The organism is Niabella sp., assembly GCF_030150205.1.
GTDB lineage: Bacteria > Bacteroidota > Bacteroidia > Chitinophagales > Chitinophagaceae > Niabella.
In genome coordinates this window covers 16,525-39,595 of sequence record NZ_JASLGT010000019.1, presented here as the reverse complement: position 1 = coordinate 39,595, position 23,071 = coordinate 16,525, and the positions used below count along the sequence as shown (strand labels likewise).

The 23,071-nt window shown below is 48.0% G+C and carries 21 protein-coding genes; 7 read left to right on the top strand and 14 right to left on the bottom strand.

Features of this window, described 5'->3' with window-relative positions:
• Positions 1 to 94: 94 nt before the first annotated feature.
• The 6 genes from Q1V85_RS15730 to Q1V85_RS15705 all read right to left on the bottom strand — a co-directional run bounded on the left by Q1V85_RS15730 (position 95) and on the right by Q1V85_RS15705 (position 7,583).
• Complete coding sequence (locus tag Q1V85_RS15730) at positions 95 to 1,084, bottom strand: MBL fold metallo-hydrolase (RefSeq protein WP_300601428.1); 990 nt, start codon at positions 1,082 to 1,084, stop codon at positions 95 to 97.
• A gap of 80 nt (positions 1,085 to 1,164) precedes the next feature.
• Complete coding sequence (locus Q1V85_RS15725; protein WP_300601427.1) at positions 1,165 to 2,166, bottom strand: aldo/keto reductase; 1,002 nt, start codon at positions 2,164 to 2,166, stop codon at positions 1,165 to 1,167.
• Positions 2,167 to 2,336: 170 nt separating this feature from the next.
• On the bottom strand, positions 2,337 to 3,575 hold the full coding sequence (locus Q1V85_RS15720; protein ID WP_300601426.1) for a multidrug effflux MFS transporter: 1,239 nt from the start codon (positions 3,573 to 3,575) through the stop codon (positions 2,337 to 2,339).
• 77 nt (positions 3,576 to 3,652) lie between these two features.
• Entirely contained in the window at positions 3,653 to 4,564 is a 912-nt protein-coding gene (locus tag Q1V85_RS15715) for a helix-turn-helix domain-containing protein (RefSeq protein ID WP_300601425.1), read from the bottom strand.
• A gap of 748 nt (positions 4,565 to 5,312) precedes the next feature.
• Positions 5,313 to 6,050, bottom strand: coding sequence for a sugar phosphate nucleotidyltransferase (locus tag Q1V85_RS15710; RefSeq protein ID WP_300601424.1), 738 nt, complete (start codon positions 6,048 to 6,050; stop codon positions 5,313 to 5,315).
• Positions 6,051 to 6,098: 48 nt separating this feature from the next.
• Positions 6,099 to 7,583 (bottom strand): RNase adapter RapZ, encoded by a 1,485-nt coding sequence (locus Q1V85_RS15705; protein WP_300601423.1) that lies wholly within the window; start codon positions 7,581 to 7,583, stop codon positions 6,099 to 6,101.
• A gap of 215 nt (positions 7,584 to 7,798) precedes the next feature.
• On the opposite strand from Q1V85_RS15705, the gene Q1V85_RS15700 reads away from it, so the two are divergent.
• A complete protein-coding gene (locus Q1V85_RS15700; protein WP_300601422.1) occupies positions 7,799 to 8,344 on the top strand; it encodes a gamma carbonic anhydrase family protein in 546 nt (181 codons plus the stop codon).
• Positions 8,345 to 8,467: 123 nt separating this feature from the next.
• A complete protein-coding gene (locus tag Q1V85_RS15695; protein ID WP_300601421.1) occupies positions 8,468 to 9,676 on the top strand; it encodes an ATP-binding protein in 1,209 nt (402 codons plus the stop codon).
• On the opposite strand, the gene rsgA is transcribed toward Q1V85_RS15695, so the two are convergent.
• Positions 9,673 to 10,602: a ribosome small subunit-dependent GTPase A gene (gene rsgA / locus Q1V85_RS15690; RefSeq protein WP_300601420.1), complete on the bottom strand. Its 930-nt coding sequence runs from the start codon at positions 10,600 to 10,602 to the stop codon at positions 9,673 to 9,675. The genes Q1V85_RS15695 and rsgA overlap by 4 nt on opposite strands.
• Positions 10,603 to 10,693: 91 nt before the next feature.
• The gene (locus Q1V85_RS15685; protein WP_300601419.1) at positions 10,694 to 11,500 is read right to left on the bottom strand and encodes a 2,3,4,5-tetrahydropyridine-2,6-dicarboxylate N-succinyltransferase; all 807 of its coding nucleotides are present in this window, start codon (positions 11,498 to 11,500) and stop codon (positions 10,694 to 10,696) included.
• Positions 11,501 to 11,783: 283 nt separating this feature from the next.
• On the opposite strand from Q1V85_RS15685, the gene Q1V85_RS15680 reads away from it, so the two are divergent.
• From Q1V85_RS15680 to Q1V85_RS15665, 4 genes are read left to right on the top strand one after another with little or no spacing between them, the layout of a single operon-like run.
• Positions 11,784 to 12,953, top strand: coding sequence for a glycosyltransferase family 1 protein (locus Q1V85_RS15680; RefSeq protein WP_300601418.1), 1,170 nt, complete (start codon positions 11,784 to 11,786; stop codon positions 12,951 to 12,953).
• A 1-nt stretch (position 12,954) separates the two neighbouring features.
• Positions 12,955 to 13,521: an L-threonylcarbamoyladenylate synthase gene (locus tag Q1V85_RS15675; protein WP_300601416.1), complete on the top strand. Its 567-nt coding sequence runs from the start codon at positions 12,955 to 12,957 to the stop codon at positions 13,519 to 13,521.
• A complete protein-coding gene (locus tag Q1V85_RS15670) occupies positions 13,488 to 13,682 on the top strand; it encodes a hypothetical protein (protein WP_300601415.1) in 195 nt (64 codons plus the stop codon). The genes Q1V85_RS15675 and Q1V85_RS15670 overlap by 34 nt, the downstream gene beginning before the upstream one ends.
• A gap of 52 nt (positions 13,683 to 13,734) precedes the next feature.
• Positions 13,735 to 15,144 carry an HD domain-containing protein gene (locus Q1V85_RS15665; protein ID WP_300601414.1) on the top strand — a complete coding sequence of 470 codons (1,410 nt, stop codon included), beginning with the start codon at positions 13,735 to 13,737 and terminating at the stop codon, positions 15,142 to 15,144.
• Here Q1V85_RS15665 and Q1V85_RS15660 read toward each other — a convergent pair whose 3' ends face one another.
• Together Q1V85_RS15660 and Q1V85_RS15655 are read right to left on the bottom strand one after the other, a co-directional pair.
• A complete protein-coding gene (locus tag Q1V85_RS15660) occupies positions 15,145 to 15,615 on the bottom strand; it encodes a hypothetical protein (protein WP_300601413.1) in 471 nt (156 codons plus the stop codon).
• 55 nt (positions 15,616 to 15,670) lie between these two features.
• Positions 15,671 to 15,958: a hypothetical protein gene (locus tag Q1V85_RS15655; RefSeq protein ID WP_300601411.1), complete on the bottom strand. Its 288-nt coding sequence runs from the start codon at positions 15,956 to 15,958 to the stop codon at positions 15,671 to 15,673.
• Positions 15,959 to 16,296: 338 nt separating this feature from the next.
• On the opposite strand from Q1V85_RS15655, the gene Q1V85_RS15650 reads away from it, so the two are divergent.
• On the top strand, positions 16,297 to 17,196 hold the full coding sequence (locus Q1V85_RS15650; RefSeq protein WP_300601409.1) for a DUF6528 family protein: 900 nt from the start codon (positions 16,297 to 16,299) through the stop codon (positions 17,194 to 17,196).
• 704 nt (positions 17,197 to 17,900) lie between these two features.
• Here the strand turns inward: Q1V85_RS15650 and Q1V85_RS15645 are convergent.
• The 4 genes from Q1V85_RS15645 to Q1V85_RS15630 form a co-directional block, all read right to left on the bottom strand.
• Positions 17,901 to 18,776: a carbohydrate kinase gene (locus Q1V85_RS15645; protein WP_300601408.1), complete on the bottom strand. Its 876-nt coding sequence runs from the start codon at positions 18,774 to 18,776 to the stop codon at positions 17,901 to 17,903.
• 55 nt (positions 18,777 to 18,831) lie between these two features.
• Positions 18,832 to 20,280: an alpha-L-fucosidase gene (locus tag Q1V85_RS15640; protein WP_300601407.1), complete on the bottom strand. Its 1,449-nt coding sequence runs from the start codon at positions 20,278 to 20,280 to the stop codon at positions 18,832 to 18,834.
• Positions 20,281 to 20,289: 9 nt separating this feature from the next.
• Complete coding sequence (locus Q1V85_RS15635; RefSeq protein WP_300601405.1) at positions 20,290 to 21,729, bottom strand: alpha-L-fucosidase; 1,440 nt, start codon at positions 21,727 to 21,729, stop codon at positions 20,290 to 20,292.
• Between the two features lie 235 nt (positions 21,730 to 21,964).
• Complete coding sequence (locus Q1V85_RS15630) at positions 21,965 to 22,939, bottom strand: aldo/keto reductase (protein WP_366914011.1); 975 nt, start codon at positions 22,937 to 22,939, stop codon at positions 21,965 to 21,967.
• Positions 22,940 to 23,071 lie beyond the last annotated feature (132 nt).

Sequence of the window (23,071 nt, the reverse complement as noted above, 5' to 3'; positions counted from 1 at the left end):
TTTACCGGATGAAAATAGCAAAATAACACGTCTTTTGCCATTTGCACCAGCAAAATATGACAAACTGCTCCAGGACCGTACAAAAGGCTATATGCTATGGAGTCATATATACCTGGGGCACCCATTCAAAGGCAGTGCCCTTCCCGCGTGCATGCCCAAGTCCTGGCCAGGGAAGATGATACGCGCATACGAGCACCCGTTCAGCTGTGAGCCGTTCCAGCATACGCCTCCTTGTTTTTGCCGCAAGGGTAAGATCGGTGTCTCCGGAAAATCCCCATTCCGGGTGGGGAAACAATAAGATATCAGAATGGATCAGATCCGCAATATAAACAAGTGTATCCGCTCCTGAAGTGATCTTCATTAGTGTAAGACCCGGTGTATGTCCCGGCGCAAGCTGAAAACTAAAAGTATCATACAGCGGCTTTTCAAAATCATAATAATTCAGCCGGGGCTTTATAGTGGTTAATATATTTTGAACCTTTGGAATGAACATCTTTAAAAACTCCGGCTCCTTTTTTAATGCGCTGTTGTTAAAATCGGCCAGGGTTGCCTGCATCCAAAAGTCGTACTCTGCTTTAGCAATAAAGATCTTTGCATTTGGAAACACGAGGTTATTTTGCGGATCGACCACACCACCAATATGATCCGGATGCGCGTGCGAGATTAATACATCCGTAACCTGACCGGCTGCGAAACCGGCATCCCTCATGCTTTTCAGCAGCAGGCCGGTGTTGCCGTCAGCAAAAACACCCATACCCGTATCCAGCAATATCAGTCGGTCCTTTGTTTTTATTAAAGGCACGTTCATGGCCATCTCCACCTGTTCCGTACTGCGAAAATTCGCCGCCAATATTTCTTTTAAAGCGTCAATATCCGCATGTGGCGCAAAGGAGGTGCTTTTATCCTGTAAGAATCCGTCTGTTAATACAAACAATTCCAGATCACCAATCTTTAATTTTTTAAACCCACCGGCTACGCTGTCTTTTGCACCGGCTTCTTTTGTAGTGGCGGATAATTTTCCAACCGGCAATGACGCTGCCAGTCCGGCCAGCGCTATGCCACTTAACATTTTTCTTCGGTTCATAATCTAATTTACTGGCTAATCATTCTGTTCACGTACGATATTGCAATAACCTTTTTTGTTTTTAAAATTCCGGCGTTACCTTAATGATTCACCAGTTTCATGGCACCTTCGCTGTAGCGGGCACCGGTATCCGGGTATTTTTTAACCAGGGCTTCGATGGCCTCCAGCTCTGTGGCTGTTAAAGCAATATTCACTGCGCCTGCGTTCTCTTCGAGGTATTTCCGTTTTTTGGTTCCGGGAATCGGGATGATATCATCACCCTGGGCCAGTACCCAGGCCAGGGCCAGTTGCGCCGGTGTACAGCTTTTATCCTTCGCCAACGCAGCAAACTCCCGTACCAGCCGGTTATTATTTTCGGCAACATCCTGCTGGTAACGCGGCAGGGTTCTTCTAAAATCATTATCGGCCAAGGCCGTCGTATCCAGGGTATTGGTCACTAATCCTCTTGCAAGCGGTGAATAGGGCACCAGGGTGATACCCAGCTCCCGAACGGTATTAAGGATCTCTCCTTCCACGTCACGAGAAAGTAATGAATATTCACTTTGTAATGCTGCAATCGGATGTACGGCATGCGCCTTACGGATGGAGGCTGCCGAAGCTTCGCTGAGCCCCAGGTAACGTACTTTTCCTTCTTTTACCAGGTCGGCCATGGCCCCTACCATTTCTTCCACCGGTACATTGGGGTCTATCCGATGCGCGTAGTACAGGTCGATGGTATCGATCTTCAATCGCTGCAAACTCTTATCTACCGCCTGTTTCAGCCATTCCGGCCGGCCATCGAAATAGGTACCCGCTGCATTGCCCGGCCCGGCCACCCCGTCTTTAAAACGGAACCCGAACTTAGTCGCAATAAATACCTTGTCGCGGTTGGACACCAGTACTTTTGAGATCAGTTCTTCGTTGGCACCATCGGCATACATATCGGCCGTATCCCAGAAATTAATACCCAGATCCAGTGCCTTGTGTAAGGTGGCAATACTCTCCGTGTCATCGGTGGGACCATAGGCAAAACTCATACCCATGCAACCCAACCCGATAGCGGAAAGGCTTTCTCCTGTTGTTCCTAGTTTTCTGTATTGCATATATATTTTTTTTTAGTGAGAAGTTGTTAGTGAGATGTTTAGTGGTGCGATGCGAATGATCAATAATCATTAATTACGGACCTGATGAGCGATGAGGGGAACGATGAACTGAGCGTAGCAACCCGGCTGCTACGGGCACTGCGGCTGGTGTCATAAAAATTATTACCCCTTTAAACCTGCGCCCGTTCTTTTTTTACCAGCAGCTGTAATATCAGCAGCGCGATAATGCCCATGATAAGATATCCATAGCCCAGCACTGCCTGCGACTGGGGATGCAACAGACCTACCACCGTATAACTGGTAACGGCTGTAACAATAAAATTGGCACCGCCGCTTAGTCCGCTGGCCAGGCCCGCCATCTGCGGAAAGCGGCCGAGGCAATAGGCGAAATAATTATTGAAGATGAAGCCCACACATACATGGATGAGGAAGGCAAAGAATAACAGGGTATATAAATTCTGCAACCATACCGCAGTTACAATCATGCCGATGGTAAACAGCAACTGGGCAGCGTTGCTTCTCCTTAATTTAGGCAGGAAGGCCTTGTTTAAACTGGCTTTACCCAGGAAGCCCCCGCACATCCATGCCAATCCCATTATCAGCGCGCCATACCCGGCTACTACGGATGAATAATGCATCTGGTGCTCGATGATAAATGCGCCGGCCAGGCCAAAGATCATGGTAGTGCCATAACAGAGGCCGCAGATCAGCAGTCCATAAGCGAAGGTGCGGCTTTGCAGCATGAAACGATAGTCTTTCCATAATGTATTCCATTTAAAAGACCGGTATACGGGAACGGTTTCCCCGGAGAAGATCCATTCCAGTACCAGCATGAGCGTACCATAAATAGCCAGTACGTAAAAATTGGCCTGCCAGTTGAAATACAACTGCAAATAACCGCCAATAAAGGGCGCAATTACGGGTGCAGAGGACCACACGATGGACATCAGGCTGAGATAATGCTTCCGTTCTTCGCCTTCATATACATCTACAAAAAACGCCCGTTTGGCCACGATGATAAAACCGGTGGTAATGCCCTGTACAATACGCATGGCATAGATCATTTCGATCTGCCGGGTAAAAATGATTACAAAATTGCTGGCGATAAAAACCACAAGGGAAACCAATGTAAGGCGAAACCGCCCGTAACTGTCGATGAGGCTTCCGGTAATGAACTGTGCCAGGCCATAGCTCACCAGGAAAAGGGTTAGGGTAAGCTGGATTGCGCCCTCCGGCCGGTGCAGCTCCTGCGCCATATGCGGCATGGAAGGAATGTAGATATCGGTGATGAGCCCGGATAGCGGAATGAGCAGGAACGAAATGAGGGTAGCAGCCCTTTTATTCTTTTCCTGCAGTCTTTTTACTCCGGGTTGTTGTTGACGGGATATCATTGATTGAGTCGGGATCATGTGGTTGTTTTACGCCACAAAATTAGAGCGGCACTTTTATTTCCCGGTTACCCCAATCAAACCAATACTTACAAAAATCAAACAATTGCCTTCCGCAGGGCTGCGGGACTCTGACCAGTTTTCTTTTTATAAAAATTAGTAAAGTGGGCAGGATATTCGAAGCCCAGGCTATAAGCGATCTCCGAAATATTCCAGTCGGAATGTCTTAAAAGGGCTATGGCCTCCTTTAACACCCGGTCTGAAATATGCGTGGACGTTGTTTTGCCCGTGGTTTCTTTTACCGACCGGTTGAGATGATTTACATGTACGGACAGCTGGTGCGCATACTGTTGCGGACTGTGCAGCTGTAACGTAAGATCCGGCGCGTCAATGGGAAACTGGCGCTCCAGCAGCTCCAGGAACAGGTGGGTGATCCGTGCACTGGCATTGACCGGCTTTTCAAATGCCGCCGTTGCATTCCATTTCATGGCTTCGTGGATGACCAGGTGCAGGTAATTGCGCAGCACGCTGAACTTATGGGCATAGTCGGAATGCAGCTCCGCTTCCATTTTCCGGAAAATATTACTGATCTCCGCCTGCTGTTGTTCATTTAAAAAATAAACCGGCCGGGCACCCGCTTTAAACAAAGGAGCATCCTGAAGGCTGATCATCCGCTCATCATGCCGGATAAATTCTTCGGTAAACAAACAGAACCATCCGCCCTGTTCGGCCGATTCGGCTTCCCAGGAATAAGGCACCAGGGGATTGGAAAACATGAGTGCAGGCCGGTCGATATGGATCCATTGATTGGCATAATACAATTTGCCGGTGCCGATAATATAGGACACTTTGTAATAATCGCGCCGGGAATAGCTGGTGTGCGGGGAACAGAATGATCTTGGGAAAATATTAAAATGCCCCAGCCCCAGCCCTACATTATGAAGGGATAATTTGGAGGTATTGTGATTGATCCGTTTATAGAATGCTTCGACGGTTTCTGGTTTTTCCATGGCTCAAAGTTACGGAAATCAAACAAACAAGTTCGTTTGACGGCCAGTGCGGACACTGGCCAAGGCGGGAGAACGATTCAATAATCAGCGCATCTGCGGCACCACAATAGGGCATCGGCTAAATTCGCCGGTATTGAGTTGAGCACTACATACTTTTTAAACAGGCCGCTATGTGTTTTTTTAATGCCGCTGATGCACAGATTGCTTCGCGCGTTTTCCCATTGAGCCTTAAACGATTCAATAATCAGCGCATCTGTAGCGCCACAATAATGCATCGGCCAAATTCGCCCGTTTTGAGTTGAGCACTACATAGCTTTTTAAACAGGCCGCTATGTGTTTTTAATGCCGCTGATGCACAGATTGCTTCGCGCGTTTTCCCATTGAGCCTTAAACGATTCAATTCATCGGCACATCTGTGGCGCCACAATAATGCATCGGCCAAATTCGCCGGTATTGAGTTGAGCACTACGTACATTTTAAACAGGCCGCTATGATTTTTAATGCCGCTGATGCACAGATTGCTTCGCGCGTTTTCCGCTGAACCTTAAATGACTCCGTAATCAGCGCATCTGCGGCGTCACAATAATGCATCGGCCAAATTTACCGGTATTGAGCACTACATACATTTTAAACAGGCCGCTATGTGTTTTTAATGCCGCTGATGCACAGATTGCTTCGCGCGTTTTCCCGCTGAACCTTATATGATTTAATAATCAGCGCATCTGCGGCCACCGGCTTTCTTTGCGTGTCAGGGGAACATCGCCTCCGCCACCGGAACACTTTCGGGCTTGCCCACATCCACCCAGCGATCGTCTTTATGCGGCAGTCCTTTTATAATGTGATCCTTTGCCAGGTGCAGGTACAGATCGATGAGCGAAAACTTACCGGTAAAAGGAATGAGTTCAAATACGTTATAATCAAATGCGACCACGCAATCATAAGAACGTTGCTGCATAGATGGAACGGCTTTCGAGATCCGCTCTTCGCCGGTGGCATTGTTGCGCCATCCGCACAAAGTATTTTCGGTATCAAAAAGCAGGTAGCGGGACGTTTTCCGTTCACTGACCGTCATGGAAATCAACGCATCGTTTTCGTTGTGAAACCGCGTTAACGCATGAATGTCCAGGTCTGTAAGGATATCCGCATTACAGGTCAGGAACGGTGCTCCGGGCGTAAAAAGCGGCTTTGCCTTTAGCAGGCCACCGCCGGTTTCCAGTACCGCATCGGTTTCATCGCTGATCAGCACTTCGCTGCCCCAGCCCTTGTTTTTTTCCACCGCATCTACAATCTGATCTGCAAAGTGGTGTACATTCACAATGACCCGGGTAATGCCATACTGTTGTAAATATTCAATATTCCGTTGCAACAGGCTTTTTCCGTTGATGACCGCCAGGGCCTTCGGATGCTTGTCGGTCCAGGGTTTAAAACGCGTGCCCAGACCGGCGCAGAAGATAAGGGCCTGATTAAAGGTTTGTTTGTTCGTCATGATCTTCATTTATACACTTCCATTGAATCACTGAAACGAGTTGCCGTTTTATTTTGCGGCCTTTGCCGGATCTTTGTGCACCGCTTCATTGATCCAGTTCTTTGCATCCTGCACCCAGTGGTTCAGTTCCACTTTTACTTTGAATTTATTTTTCAGATGGCGGGTCAGCGCATCCGCCGCATATACACTGCGGTGCTGTCCCCCGGTACAACCGAAGCTTACCATCAGGCTATCGAATCCCCGCTTTATAAAATCTTCCACAGTAATGTCTACCACATCAAAAACGCTGTGCAGGAATTCGGGCATTTTTGTCTGCTGCTCCAGGTACTGGATCACTTCTTTATCGCGCCCGGTCCTGGTCTTCATACTTTCGATCCGTCCCGGATTTAAGATACCGCGGCAATCAAATACGAAACCACCGCCATTTTCCTCATCGGTAGCCGGAAGCCCCTTCTTGAATGAAAAGCTGGAAACCTTTACCACCAATGGCGTTGCGTCTGTGGCTTGTACCGGTGTAAACTGTTCAATGATCTCATCAGCAATACAAAGCCGGAGCACTTTATCAAATTCCGGTACCGATATCCCCATCGCATTTTTCTGAATAAAGGCCCTAAGGTTCTTTAAGGCCAGCGGAATACTGGTTAAAAAATGAGCCTTCCGTTCGAACAATCCTCTAAACCCGTAGGCACCCAGCACCTGTAATAGCCGGATAAGCACATAGCCGTTATACTGGCTTACAAATGCCGTCCGGTTCAATGGCCGGCTTAACAACGGTTCCAGGGCATCCATATAATCCGTCAGCAGTGCCTCTTTCCAGCCTTCCGACAAGTTTGCCCTCGCCTGCCATAGCAACGAGGCTACATCATACTGGGGAGCGCCCTTCATACCGCCCTGGTAGTCGATAAAATGAACGGAGCCATCTTCCATCACCTGGATGTTGCGACTCTGAAAATCGCGCATCATAAAAAATTTATGATCAGTATGTGTTAAATACGTACTCAGGGCTTCAAAGTCATCAATGAGCGCCTGTTTATCGTAGGGCTTTCTTAACGCATCCAGGAAATAATATTTAAAATACAGCAGGTCAGCCATAATCGCCTGCTTGCCAAATTCCTTATTGGTTAAACATTTGTCATAATCCAGGCCTTTATCGCCCAGCACCTGTACCCGGGCCAGTTCGCCAAGGCTCTTTTTAAACAGGTCATACACCGGTGTACATTCTCCCTGTTCCTCCAGGTGATTGATAAGGGATATGTTGCCAAAATCTTCCTGCAGGTAACAGGCCCGGTCGGCACTGATTGCCAGGATATTGGCAACCGGAAGCTGCCGTTCCCGGAAATGCTCCGAGAAGTAAAAAAAGGATTCGTTCTCTTTAATATTTGCGCCATAGGTGCCGATAACGGACTGACCATTTTTCCAGATACGGAAATACCGGCGTTCGCTGCCCGCTTGTTGCAACACATCCACGGAGTCCGGCGCCTGCCCGTTCCACTGTTGAAACAGTGCGGTTATTTTTTCTATTTTATCCTGCATGCGGCAAAAATAGCTTTTAGCAATCAGCTTTCAGCTATGGCCGTCTGAGAATTTTCCCGCCAGCGATCAGCTGAATACCCGGATAGCAGTTCTCCGCATTTTCATCCCGCCAAACCGGGACAAATTCTCACACTTTCAAATCCCCACATTTCCACATTTTCAAATTTTCAAATTCTCAAATTTCCTTTTTGTACCTTAGCAGCAAAGCAATTCTTATGGCTGTTATATTACCTGTAGAAGGAAAGTACCCACAGATGGGTGCCGGTTGTTTTGTGGCGCCGAATGCTACTATTGTTGGCGACGTAACCGCAGGAGATGCCTGCAGTTTTTGGTTTAACACGGTGGTAAGGGGCGATGTAAACTTTATACGTATCGGGAACAAGGTGAATATCCAGGACGGGGTAGTGATCCATTGTACCTACCAGAAATGTGGCACTACCATCGGCAACAATGTATCCATCGGACATAATGCCATTGTGCATGGATGTACGATCCACGATAATGTGCTGGTAGGTATGGGCGCCATTATTATGGACAATGCAGTAGTGCATAGCAATACCATTATCGCCGCTGGTGCGGTGGTGCTGGAAAATACCATTTGCAGCCCGGGCAGCATTTATGCCGGAACACCGGCCAAAAAGATCAAAGACATTTCGCAGGAATTACTGAGCGGCGAGATCGACCGGATCGCTAATAATTATATCAAATACGCCGGCTGGTTTAAAGATGCCAATGAAGCAGAAAGTGTTTCTAAAAAATAAAACCAGGTGTACGCTGTTTTTTATCATTATCGTTTGATACCAGAAAAAGATATTGTTTGATACTATCAAATAATATTGTTTGATAGCATCAAAAGATTTATTATCTTTATACCAAAAGATCTTATGCTTCTACAAAGCCAGATAGCGGAAGTTGTGGACGCGCAGGCTCAAAACTTTTTAAACAAAGATACCGGTCAGCCCCGGGAGCTGTTATCACAGCTAAAAATACCCGACCACCACGCCCTTATCATAACAGGTATACGCCGCTGTGGTAAAAGCACGTTGCTGCTGCAATTATTGCAGACGCGGTATAAGAATGCTTTTTACCTCCATTTTGAAGACCCGCGGCTGGCGGGGTTTGAAGCCAATGATTTTACCCGGCTCAACAATGAAATAAAAAGCCGAAAACCGGCTGTTCTTTTTTTTGATGAGATACAGGTCCTGGACCAGTGGGAGCTATTTGTACGGCATCTGCTGGATGAAAACTATAAAGTCATCATCACCGGTTCCAATGCCACTTTGCTGAGCAGGGAACTGGGGACCAAACTTACCGGCCGGCATCTTTCCGTGGAGCTTTTCCCTTTTTCTTACAGGGAATTCAGTGCATTCAAAAAGCTGAAGCATGGAGAAAAAACGGCCCTGCAATACCTGCAAAAAGGTGGCTTTCCGGAGTACCTGAAAACGGAGAATGGCTTTCTGCTCAACCAGCTCCTGGAAGATATCCTTTATCGCGATATCGCTGTTCGCTACTCCGTGAGGGATGTAAAATCATTAAAACAACTGGCGGTGTACCTTATTTCCAATATCGGGAAACCCGTTTCCGCCAATAATCTTACCCGGCTGTTTAATATAAAGGCCACCAGCACCATGCTGGACTACTTTTCCCACCTGGAAAACGCCTATATTGTCCAGTTCCTGCCATTGTTTAGCCACTCTGTTAAAAAGCAGATCCGGAATATGAAGAAAGTCTATACTATAGACCCGGGGCTTTTTACGGAAAACTCCATTGTTTTTACTGATGAAAAGGGCCGCAGGATGGAGAATGCTGTATTCCTGCACCTCCGCAGAAAATACCGGGAGCTTTATTATTTTTCCGACCAGGGTGAATGTGACTTTATCGCGTTGGAAAAGGGGCGTCCGAAAGAGCTGATACAGGTATGCTATGAGCTTGGTGCAGACAATATGGACCGGGAGCTGAACGGGCTGACTGCTGCGCTGGACTTCTTTAAAGTAAAAACGGGAAAAATTGTAACGCTTCACCAACGCGACCAGCTGGCCACTGGCAACAAAGTCATAACCGTGGAACCGCTGAACGATTTCCTGAACGGTTAATAGCCTTTATTTTCGTTAAGGCTTTCCAGGATATTCAGGTAGCTGATATAGCGCTCTTCTTCTATCTCTCCATCGCTTACCGCCTGTTTTATCGCGCATTTGGGCTCGTTTACGTGGATACAGTTATTGTACTGGCAATCTTTCAGCCGTTCGCGCATTTCCGGAAAATAATGCGACAATTCTTCCCGTTCGAGGTTGGTAATGGCCAGCTCCCGGATGCCCGGTGTATCAATGATGCGGCCGCCTTCCGGCAAATCGTACATATTGGCAAAAGTAGTGGTATGCATGCCCTTGCCGCTCCAGCCGCTTACATCCTGTGTTTTTATGCCTTCCTTTGGCAGGAGCATATTGATGAGCGATGATTTCCCCACACCGCTATGTCCGCTAATGAGCGTGGTTTTGCCCTGTAATAATGTGCCCAGTTCCTCCAGGCCACTTTGTTTTTCCACACTCACGGCATACACCGGGTATCCCAGCGACTGGTAAACGGTCGATAGTGCTTCATAAGCCGCCCATTCTTTTTCGCGGTAAATATCCGTTTTATTAAATAACAGGATGGCAGGCACATGGTACATTTCACAAACTACCAGGAAGCGGTCGATAAAGCCCCGGGAAGTACGTGGCTCCCTTAAGGTAGCAATCAGTATCGACTGATCCAGATTGGCCGCTATGATGTGCTGCTGGTATTTTACACGCGGCGATTGCCGGTTGATGTAATTAGAGCGGGGAAAGATCTCATCAATCATTGCTGAGCCCTCCGCCCCTTCTTCGGTTTCAATATTTACCCAGTCGCCCACAGCAAGCGGGTTGGTACTGGTGATGCCGTCAATTTTAAAAACGCCCTTTATACGGGCGTTGTGAAACCTGCCGGTTTCATCTTTAACGGTATACCAGCTACCGGTTGATTTATAGACTAAAGCTTTCAAAGTTTAACGCCCGCCTGACCGGACGGGCAGGTTTGAAGTTTAGCGTTTGAGGTCTAACATCAAACATTAAACCTCAAACGTCAAACAGTATTTATACGCTGATCTTGAAATCGCGCAAAGCGTCGTTCAGACTGGTTTTCAGATCGGTGCTTGTTTTCCGCTTACCGATGATCAGGGCACAGTTTACATGATATTCTCCTGCCGGGAATTTCTTTGCATAAGAACCGGGGATCACGACGCTTCTTGCAGGCACCCTTCCCTTTCCTTCAATAGGAATAGCACCACTTACATCGATGATCTTGGTACTTTGGGTCAATACCACATTTGCTCCCAATACCGCTTCTTTCTCTACAATAACCCCCTCTACTACAATCGAGCGGCTTCCCAGGAAACAACCATCTTCGATAATTACCGGGCTGGCCTGCAGTGGTTCCAATACACCACCAATGCCCACACCGCCGCTCAGGTGCACATTCTTCCCGATCTGGGCACAGCTGCCTACGGTTGCCCAGGTATCTACCATGGTGCCTTCGCCAACATAGGCCCCGATATTTACATAAGACGGCATCAGCACCGCATTAGGAGCCAGGTAGGCGCCATACCGCGCCACCGCATGCGGAACGGCCCGTACACCAATATCCTTATAATTTTTTTTCAACAACATTTTGTCGTAGAACTCAAAAGGAGGTACATCCCAGGTTTGCATTTTCTGAATACCAAAATACATCAGGATAGCCTGCTTTACCCACTCATTCACTTTCCATTTACGGCCATCGGGTTCTGCAACACGCAGTTCTCCTTTATCCAATGCCGCAATTACTTCATGAATGGCATCTGTATACTTACTGTCTTTTAACAATTCCCTGTTGGCCCAGGCCGTGGTAATCAAGTCTTGCATAATCCTTTTTTTGTTCTTTTTGTTCGGGCAAAGATAGCGTTTTGAGGAACGTTTAAAGTTCCAGGTTCAAAGTTTCATGTTTAAAGTTCACGTTTTTAAACCCGATGATCCATTGACTATTGATTATTCACTGTAACCGTTTGAGATTTGAAGTCTGAGGTTTGATGTTGGGCCATTAACGCGGCCTTTGTATCCTGGTAAGTTTGGCAGAAATACATCCCGATGTACCGGAAAAGATCCTCACAATCCCACATTTTCACATTCATACATTTTCAAATTAAAAATGTCTTTCTTTGCAACTATGAATATCGGGTTCGACGCCAAAAGGGCATTTCATAACAATACAGGGTTGGGTTTTTTCAGCCGGGTGCTGATCCGCCTGCTGGCCGGTCAATACCCGGAGCATACCTACTACCTGTTTAATCCCAGGCCCGGCAAGTCGTTCCAACCAGACCAGGCGAATATCCGGGAAGTGTTGCCCAAGGCGCCTTTACACCGGCTCCTGAGCGCGGCATGGAGAAGCCGCTGGGTAACCAGGGACCTCACCCGTATGGGCATCGACCTGTATCATGGATTGAGTCATGAGATCCCCGCTGGTTTGCCAAAAACGGGCATTCCTTCCGTAGTAACGATCCATGACCTGTTTCCGGAGATCTACCCGGAACAATATAAGCCCATTGATGTAAAGATTTACCGGGCAAAACTGCGCTATGCCTGTGGAAATGCTACCAGGGTGATGGCCATCAGTGAGGAAACCAAGCGTCATATTGTAAAAATCTATGGTACGGATCCCGAAAAGATCGATGTGATCTACCAAAGCTGTGCACCTGCATTTATGGTGATGGAACCGGAAGCAAAAAAAGAAGCGGTTCGAAAAAAATACCAACTGCCGGAGACCTTCTTCCTGCACGTAGGTACCATCATTGAACGGAAGAACCTGCTGAATATCTGTAAGGCCCTGAACCTGATCCGCAATGAAGTAACTATTCCGCTGGTGGTGGTGGGTAATGACGGCGGGTTTAAAGACAAGGTAAAAGCATACCTGAAAGAAGCAGGACTGGAAGACCGGGTTTACTTTTTATCGGAGCAGCTGGCCCTTGCGGGAAAGAAACCATTTGTTGCCACTGAAGACCTGCCTGCTTTGTACCAATTAGCTACTGCCATGATCTACCCTTCTTATTTTGAAGGATTTGGCATGCCAATCATCGAGGCTATGGCCGGAGGTGTGCCCGTAATCACTTCCACTACTTCCTGCCTGCCGGAAATTGCCGGTACCGCCGCATGGCTGGCCGATCCGGATAGCCCGGAGGAAATGGCTGCCGGCTTCCGGAAGATCTGCGCCGATGCTTCCTTTGCCGCTGATATGCGCCGGAAGGGACTGGAAAACGCACAGCGCTTCCGGCCGGAGGTCTATGCCGGCGATGTAATGAAACTATATCAATCGATTCTATAATATGCATTCTTTTGAACAGGATATCAAAAAAAGCGTTTCCATACTGGAGCAGGGAGGTGTGATCCTTTATCCTACAGATACTGTATGGGGCCTGGGTTGTGACGCTACCAATGCGGAAGCCGTGGCAAAGATCTATGCTATAAAAAAGCGCAGCGACAGCAAGGCCATGATCGTTTTGGTAACCGGTGAACGCGATATCATGCAATATACTGCAGCTGCAGATCTTAGTTTATTCGACTACCTGGAAACCGTTGAGCGTCCGACTACCGTTATTTATGAACACGGGATCGGGTTTGCGGAAAACCTTACGGCGGAAGACGGCAGCATTGCTATACGTATTTGTGGGGATGAATTTTGCCGGGCACTGATCAAACGCTTTGGCAAACCCATCGTTTCTACTTCCGCCAACGTTTCGGGAGAAGCCACTCCGGCCCGTTTTGATGCCATTTCCAGTACGATCAGGGATCAGGCGGATTTTGTGGTGGAGCACCGGCGCGATGATCATACGCCGCACCAACCCTCATCGATCATCCGATGGAAAAACGGGGAAATAGAAGTGATCCGATAGAGCCCCTTTCGGATCAAATTTCAAATCCCAAATTACAAATCAATGTCGTTTCCTTCGCGATTTTTATGGTTGCCGCAGATACGCTGATTGCTCCTGCGGCGCTTTTCTGCGATATTGTTGCCGTTAAAGCCGATACCAAATCTGCGCATCTGCGGCTTTAAGGAAACGACATTGAATTACAAATCCCGATCCTGCGTTATATTTGCCGGTCAGATGGATATTCAACTAAGCGACCAGGAGCGGGAAATGATCAACAAAGTAGCCGCCGCTGCGCAGGAGCTGGAAATGGAGAGCTACCTCGTGGGCGGATTTGTGCGGGATAAACTATTGAACCGGCCTACAAAGGATGCAGATATCGTTACGATCGGAGATGGCATTGAACTGGCAAGGGCCGTAGCCGCCAGATGTGTGCCCACACCCCAGGTCAATTATTTTAAGAATTTTGGCACCGCCCATATCCATAGTGCCGGTTTTGATGTGGAATTTGTAGGCGCGCGCAAAGAAAGTTACCAGCGTAACAGCCGCAAACCGGAAGTAAGTCCGGGTACCCTGGAAGATGATCAGAACCGCCGCGATTTTACCATCAACGCGATGGCCATCAGTTTAAACAAGCAAAACTATGGTCAGCTTGTAGACCCCTTCAACGGGCAGCAGCATTTGGAAGAAAAGATCATCATTACCCCATTAGAACCGGATCAAACCTTTAGCGATGATCCGTTACGGATGTTAAGAGCCATCCGTTTTGCTACCCAGCTCAACTTTGTGATTGAGCCGGCCACACTGGCTTCTATTGCAAAAAATAAAGAACGCATCCGGATCATTTCACAGGAGCGCATTACGGATGAGCTGAATAAGATCATCCGGGCGCCTAAGCCCTCCATAGGGTTTGACCTCCTGTATAAGACAGGGCTGCTCAAAATCATTTTTCCAAAAATGGTGGAGCTGGCCGGAGCAGAATTTAAGGAAGGGATCGGGCACAAAGATAATTTTTACCATACCCTGCAGGTGCTGGATAATATCAGTACCACTACCGATGACCTATGGCTGCGCTGGGCTGCGATCCTGCATGATATTGCCAAACCCGCTACCAAACGTTTTGAAGAAGGCACGGGGTGGACCTTTCACGGGCACGAGGTGGTGGGCGGCCGTATGGTGCCCAGGATCTTTGCGCAATTCAAACTGCCGCAAAATGAAAAAATGCGGTTTGTAAAAAAGCTGGTGGAACTACACCTCCGGCCGATCAGTCTTTCCAAAGAAGAAATTACCGATTCCGCCATCCGGCGCCTGCTGTTTGATGCCGGTGAAGATTTTGACGCACTGATGCTGCTTTGCGAAGCCGACATCACCAGCAAGAATAAAAAGAAAGTACAGCGTTTCCTGGATAACTTTAAACTGGTACGTGAGCGCTGTAAAGAGGTGGAAGAAAAAGACCAGATCCGCAACTGGCAGCCACCCATCGATGGCATCGAGATCATGCAGTTGTTCAATCTTGCGCCTTCCAAACCGGTGGGCATTTTAAAAGATGCCCTCAAAGATGCCATTCTTGATGGCGAAATACCCAATACAAGGGAAGCGGGGCTGGAGTTTCTTAAGAAAAAAGCAGCGGAGATCGGAGTGCAGTAATTATTCCGATTGATGAACTTTTTCTTGTATAAAGCGCCGCTGGGCTGGAGTTAGCAGATCATTTTCTATATAGAGTCCGCCTACCTTGTTACCCAGTTCGAGGATCAGGAACCCAAACTTTTCCTTGTATTGTGCTACTTTCCTCCATTCTACAAAACGGGTTATACCATCTCCGATTACCGATACACCTTCCTCATTGAAAACGTAGGTAATGTTTTTGAGAAAACGTCCATTTCTCAAAGCCTGTTTAAACCGGATCCCTGTAACCACTAACAGAACCAGACCCGCAAAAAACTCAGGGTTGCCGAATGTGGGCACACCATCCTGGATCGTATAAAAAAAATGCAGGCCTTTTTGAAAAAAATAAAGCCCAATCAGCACCGTGATCAAATTGGCCGGTTGAAAAAAAGTAACAATCGCCAGCTGATTCAAAGTGCTGTTTTTTGATTGATTTAAAATCCTGAATTCCATAAGCCAAAATTAAAAAGAAAACAATGTTCTGTACCCGATAGCGGGTCTCAAATTGCTATCCCCAGCGCTGTATCAGCGATTCCAGCTCCTCTTCAACAGGTTGATCAGGCATTGTGGCACCTGCACGGCGGTACCAGTAATTGGCGTTCCAGGCATCGCCTTCCACCCGGTGCAGGTAGGCATGCAACCGGTCGAAGTCCTGTTCGCCCTCATGATCCTGGGCCACCTGATGCGCAGCCTCCCAGTTGCCTTTGGCAGCATACCAAAGTCCCTGTTGCAATACACTGATACCGGCGGGCGGAACATCAAACGCCAACAAGCCTTTAAATTCTTTATACGACATTTCAGCTGATTTTAATCGTTCAAAAATACCGGTTTCAATGCCTCTAAACAATAGCAGTCCTGCGCAAACGCATCTGTTATTGATACATGAAAACGGCTTGACGGGGCCGGATATGCCAGCTATCGCCCCTTCGGGGTTCAAAAAGATCATCAAACATTTTCTATAAATGCCCTCATCCCTCCGGGATTGGCCATATAACGATATTTTGATCTTAAATGCGTTTGGCTTTTAGCAAAATGGATGTCAGGATCCTGCCGGAAATTTGCGCCCAACCGGCAGATGCCCTAATTTTAGCATTTTATCAGCATACACAACCGTTACAAGCCATATCATAGATCATGAAAAAGATACGTTCCGTCTACGCCCTGGTTATTTTTTCCCTGTCGATTACCTCCTGCGCCTCTAAAACCACCACAGCGTTAGGGGATGCAGATATTGTAGTATGCGGCGACAATAAGGTGTTGCTGCTAAACAGCCATCAATCGGGCACCACACCCGCCGTTACCTGGCGCTGGCAGGTTTCCGAAGCCCGTGAGCTGCCTTCCGCTTATCAGAAATGGATGGTACCACTGGATGAATGCAAGCCGGCATTGAACCGGTCGGCCCTGTTACTTACTTCATCCGGCGGAGGGGTGCTGTTGCTGGATATTAAATCCCGTAAACCACTTTTTTATGCGCATGTGCCCATGGCGCATTCTGCTGCCCTGTTGCCGGGCAACCGTGTGGTGGTGGCGCTTTCCACCCATCCACAGGGAAACAGCATTGAGCTTTATAACCTGAACCAGCCGGAACAGCGCCTGTTCAGGGATTCGCTTTATTCCGGACATGGTGTGGTGTGGAATGAAAAACACAAGCGGCTTTTTGCCCTGGGATTTAATGAACTCCGGGCTTATTCTTTAAAAGACTGGGACAGCCCTCATCCAGGACTGCAATTGGAGGAACACTGGAAGATTCCATCGGAAGGCGGACATGACCTCTCTGAGATTGACCCGGAAAACATGATCGTTACCACGCACGAGCACGTGTTTACCTTTCATATTCCCAGCGCCCGCTTTGACGATTTTGAGCCTTTAAAAGGCCGGGAAAATATCAAGTCGGTCAATTATAATCCCATAAAGAAGCGGCTGTTGTTTACGCAGGCAGAAGAAAGCTGGTGGACCTATCATATTTACCAGCGTAATCCGGATCAAACGATTACCATCCCGGATGTAAAACTCTATAAGGCACGCTTTTTTTGAGAAGCGGTCTGAAAATGGGATTTTCCTGATACAGCTTTTTTCCTGCTGACTTGCGCAGGGGTGTACCTACGGCACACCCGATGATCTTCGGCCGTAACCCGGCTACCAATAGATTGTTCCGATGGAACAAAGCAGGAGAAATGGTTTTGGGCCTGTCACGCTATGTAGTTAGATATTGTTTATGAATGCCATTGCCTCTTTTCAGAACCCTATATTGGAACAGCTCGCCTGCTGTATACCGGCTGCTCAATGAAATGCCATAATGATCATTTTGATCGCGGTTTATTATCAGGTATCAAAATTATCTTATACCCCTGTAGCTACTACTACAACCAATAGATTGTTCCGATGGAACAAAACAGGAGAAATAGTTTTGGGCCTGTCACGCTTTGCATTTGGACATTGTTTATGAATGCCATTGCCTCTTTTAGAACCCTATATTGGAACAGCTCGCCTGCTGTATACCGGCTGCTCAATGAAATGCCATAATGATCATTTTGATCGCGGTTTATTATCAGGTATCAAAATTATCTTATACCCCTGTAGCTACTACAACCAATAGATTGTTCCGATGGAACAAAACAGGCAAAATGGTTTTGGGTCCGTCACTCTTTGTATTTGGATATTGTTTATGAATGCCATTGCCCCTTCCTATAGCCATCGGGATCCAAATCTTCAAACTATCTGACTGCCGGCTGCATCTTTTATATTGCGCGAATATCGTAATCGGGGCAGGCGCCTTTTTGTGTAGCAATAAAAGAGCCCAGTCTGCAGGCAAAGTCCAGGGCGGCTTCAGGCCCGCTGCCTTGCTGCAGGCGGGATAAAAACCCTGCCAGGAATGCATCGCCGCTGCCCACCGTATCCACTACGGTTACCTTTATCCCCGCATGCTCATAAAACGCCCCATTCGTATAATACGCTGCGCCATCCGCACCCCTGGTGATCATGATATCCGGTATCGAAAAACGATGCCCTAAGGCTTCCGCCTGCTGGCGCATATTACCGGTAAAGCCGTACCAGCCACTGAGCAACTCCAATTCATTTTCATTGAGTTTTAAAACGGTGGCCTTCTGCAGCAAGGCTTCAATGATTTCCTGTGTAAAATGGGGCGGACGCAGGTTGATGTCCATGATCCTGTTTTTTGCCCGCTCCAACAGGGTAAACAAGGTATTACGCGCATGCGCATCACGGGCCGCAAGGCTTCCGAAAATAAACAGTTCCGAGGCCGCTACCGTTTCCGGTACTGCCTCCGTCACATCAATAAAATCCCAGGCAACCGGAGCGATAATATCATATTGCATCTCATAGTTCTTTCCTGGTGTGGCCAGCACTTTTCCCGTTGGATAAATGCTGTCGGTTTGTATCAATCCCGTATCCACATGATGCGCTTCCAGGAAACGGAGCAACTGCTCGCCCTCTACATCCGTTCCCTTTTTCGATATCACACCGGTGGCAATGCCCAGCTGATTCAGGTGATAGGCCACATTCATGGGTGCTCCTCCCGGCTGTGCGCCATCCGGCAGCATATCCCAGAGAATTTCACCAAAACAAATGGCCGTATAAATTGGTTCCGTCATCATATGCCGTGTTTGTCGTTTAATGCGCAAAGTTCATACCAGCAGCGGCATGTCGCATCTAATACAGGGCAATGTTTGAGATCAGCGGGCATGCTTTTGCATCCGTAATATGCACGCGGATCTTCCCGGTTGTTACCGGGTCGATCTTTAAAATCTGTTTATACCCGATGGTTGTGCCTGATGCAACCGGCTTCCAGCTGCCGTTTGCTTCTGCTTCTATGGTAAACCCGCGCACACGCTGACCCAGCGCAATATATTCCTGCAACAAAATATAGCTGATCTTTTTTGCTGCGGGCAGCTGCAATTCAATATCGGCCGTTGTTACGCCGTCGTCCGTGGCCCAATAGGTATTATTGTTCTCATCGGTAATTTTTGCACCATTGTAGGCAGCTGCATTTCCCCGGGTATTGCTCACCATCACTTTGGCATGCTTTGCCAGGTTATGGGTCAGCCGTTCATCCAGTAATTTTTTAAACCCTTCAAGGGCGGCTACATCGGTAGGATGAAAGACACCATTGCGGTCCGGTGGTATATTCAGCAGCAGGTTAGAGCCTCTTCCCACGGAACTAAGGTAAATAGCAAACAGCTGCTCCGGTGTTTTTACCTTGCTGTCTTCCGAAGCATGATAAAACCAGCCCGGGCGAATGGAAACATCCACTTCCGCAGGGATCCATTTTGTACCATCGGCCGATCCGGTATTCAGCAGCTTTTCAATACCGGGTTTACCCGCATACAGGGTATCCGGGGTAATGCTGTTCCAGTTCGTTTCACCGGCAACGCCTCTTTCATTCCCCACCCAGCGGATATCGGGTCCGGCGTCACTAAAAAACAACACATCGGGCTGCATGCTGCGCACCAGTTTCAGGGTTGCAGGCCAATCGTAATAAGTAGCACCGTTGATTTTCCGTTTTTCTTTCTTCCCGCCATAGTAGCCATCGCCGCCGTTAGCGCCATCAAACCACATTTCGAAGATGGGGCCATAATTGGTAAACAGCTCTTTTAACTGGTTCCGGTAATAGGTAATATAAGAGGGCGTACCATAATCGGCCCTGTTCCGGTCCCAGGGCGACAGGTATACACCAAATTTCAGTCCGGCCTTCCGTGCTGCATCGCTGACTTCTTTTACCACATCGCCTTTGCCGTTTTTCCAGGGGCTGTTCTTTACAGAATGTTCCGTGTATTTGCTGGGCCAGAGCGTAAAGCCGTCATGGTGTTTGGTTGTAAGGATCATGGCCTTAAAACCCGTTTGTTTCAACACCGATGCCCATTGACCGGCATCTACTTTTGTGGGGTTAAAGATCGTTGGATCCTCGTCTCCAAACCCCCATTCCTTATCGGTAAAAGTATTGGTGGTAAAATGGATAAATGCATAGGTTTCCAGCTGATGCCAGGCCAGCTGCCGGGCGGAAGGTATGGGATATACCGGTGCCGGAGGTGTTACTTTTTGGCTGAAGCCACATACCCATAGCCCCATACATAAAAATGAACTGATTACAATTTTCTTCATATACCGTTTTTAGTCATTTACAAAAGAAAACGCCAGCGCGGCTGTTTGCTTTGTTGCCCTTAGCTTCGCAGGCAATTGGAGCGTTACCTGATCACCGGTTACCGTCCATTTTACTTTTTCACCGGTGGCCACTGATTTTATCACAGATCCTTTACGGGGCAGGTTCCCCTGCCACCGGATGGATGCCGGCAGGCCTTCTTCGATCAGGGCGATGGCATAGGTTGTTTTTCCATCTTTTGAACGGGTAAAATAGGTTTGACCGCTATTGTATTGTTCGATGGAACGGGTGTTATAAATGGCGGCGCCGTTATCCTTCAGCCACAAGCCAATTTCCTGTAACCGCAACACGGCTTCTTCGGTTAAGGTTCCATCCGCACTGGGGCCTACACCCAGTAACAGGCTGCCTCCCTTGGCAACAATTTCCACCAGCGTATGAATGACTTTTGACGCCGGTTTCAGCCGGTCGCCGGGTACATAGCCCCAGGCACCACCCAGGGTCATGCAACTTTCCCAGGGATTGTTGATGCGGTGATCCGGTACCCGCTGCTCCGGTGTTTGATAATTTTCATAAGGCCCGTGCACCGTACGGTCAACCATCAGGATACCCGGCTGCGCCTCCCGGGCCATGGTCGCGATCTTCGGCATATCAATATCCTGTCCCGATTCGGGAATCCTGGCACCCCAGGCCCGCACTTCATCCGTTACGGTAGATATCGGGCGTACCCATCCCCCATCCAGCCAAAGAATGTCCATACGGCCATAATTGTGCATCAGTTCGCTGATCTGGTTATAGGTAAAGTCTTTATATTTCTGCCATCTCCAGGGGAATTTTTTAATATCATAATTCACATTCCGGTCCGGCGTTGCATACATCGGCCACCAGTAGTTCTCATTATGCCAGTCGGGCTTGGAGAAATATGCTCCAATCATAAATCCCTGTTTGCGGAATGCATCAAATACATATTTTGCCACATCGGCTTTGGGATTGCTGCCAAACGGACCATTGGATATCTTAAAATCCGATTGTTTGGTATCAAACATATTAAACCCGTCGTGATGCTTGGTGGTAAACACCAGGTACCGCATACCGGCTGCTTTTGCAGCGGCAGCCCATTGATCCGGATTAAAATGAACCGGGTTAAAGTCTTTTTTTAATCCCCAGTACCATTGTTTGTAGGTATCATAGGGAATTGTACTATCACGGCCGATCCAGTCTTCGGAACAAATAGACCAGGATTCTACAATACCCGGTACGGCATATAATCCCCAATGGATGATCATGCCAAATTTCTGATCCTGCCACTGATCCAGTTTTTGTTTTACGAGTGGATCTGTAGGCGATTCATACAGGGCCGATTGTTGATGGATCCCTTGTTCCTGCCCGTTAACAGCGGTAACCAGGCACAACATGCCTGCCAGCCCCGCTGCTCTCTTTATTTTTTTCCACATAACCGCAATCATTTTCTTATTCGTACTGTATTCGATTGTGCCGGTAATCATCTGCCGCGAAGCAAAACGATGCCAGGAACGAAGATCTTATTTTTAATGGAATGCTATCCTGCTTTTTTGTCTCTATTTGCTTTACTTTTTGCCTCAGTAATCTGCGCCGCTTAACCTACAAGAACAGCAGAACACCGTATCCGTTCCTGTCGTTTCAAAACGGTAACGCCTGCGGGAACCACCCTTATGCGGCCAGCCAGCTTTCGATCTGCGCCAGATCCGCTTCCGATAGTTTTACCTCCAGGGCTTTGGCATTTTCGGTGGCCTGCGTTGCATTGCGGGCTCCGGCCAGCGCGGCGGCAACCGCCGGCTGATGAAAGGTCCAGGCCAGCACCAGCTGTGCCACGGATACCTGGTGCCCGGAGGCCATTTCTGCCAGGTGCGCCGTAAGCTGCGCCACTTTATTCATATCAAATTGCTTAAAGTAATCGTTCCGGTGATCGTCTGCCGCAAAACGGTACGATGCATTGTATTTCCCGGTAAGCAATCCCCGCTCCATCGGGCTGTACGCGATAACAGATAGGCCGTTTGTAAGCGCATAAGGCACCACATCCGTTTCAATCTTCCGCTTTAGCATGCTGTAAGGTACCTGGTCCGAAGCCAGTTTTACCGTTTGCTCTGCCTCTGCCAGCTGGGCACCGTTGTAATTACAAACACCAATAGCTCTTACCTTGCCCTCATCGAGCATTTTTTGCATGGCTTCCATCGTTTCGCTGATAGGCGTCGTACTGTCGGGCCAGTGGAGCTGGATCAGATCGATATAGTCGGTTTGCAACCGCTTTAAACTGATCTCTACTTCCCTGATCGCATTTTCGTAGCCTCCATACTTATAAATCTTTCTTAAAACACCGGCGTTGTCTTTTCGCTCAAAAGCCAGATCACCTTTTTCCTGGTCCCATACCATCCCAAATTTTGTAAGAATCTGCAGCCGGCTGCGGTCGTATCCTTTTATAGCCTTGCCTACCAGCTCTTCACTGTAGCCCATGCCATAAATCGGCGCTGTATCAATAGAAGTGATCCCGTTATCGATCGACGCTTTAATTGCGGCCAGCGAATCGGCTTCTTCATTGCCGCCCCACATCGCTCCCCCAATGGCCCAGGCACCAAGGGTAATGGCTGTTATGGAAACATCGCTTGTACCGATCTTATTTTTCATCATAATTCTTTTCAGGTAGTAAAAAAATATCCGGAAATAGTACCGGAGGTGAAGTTACAATCATTTTTACAGATTCAATAAGCCATTGAAACATTCTGAAAATCCGCGTGTTGATTTTACTGTCTGGAAACAGTA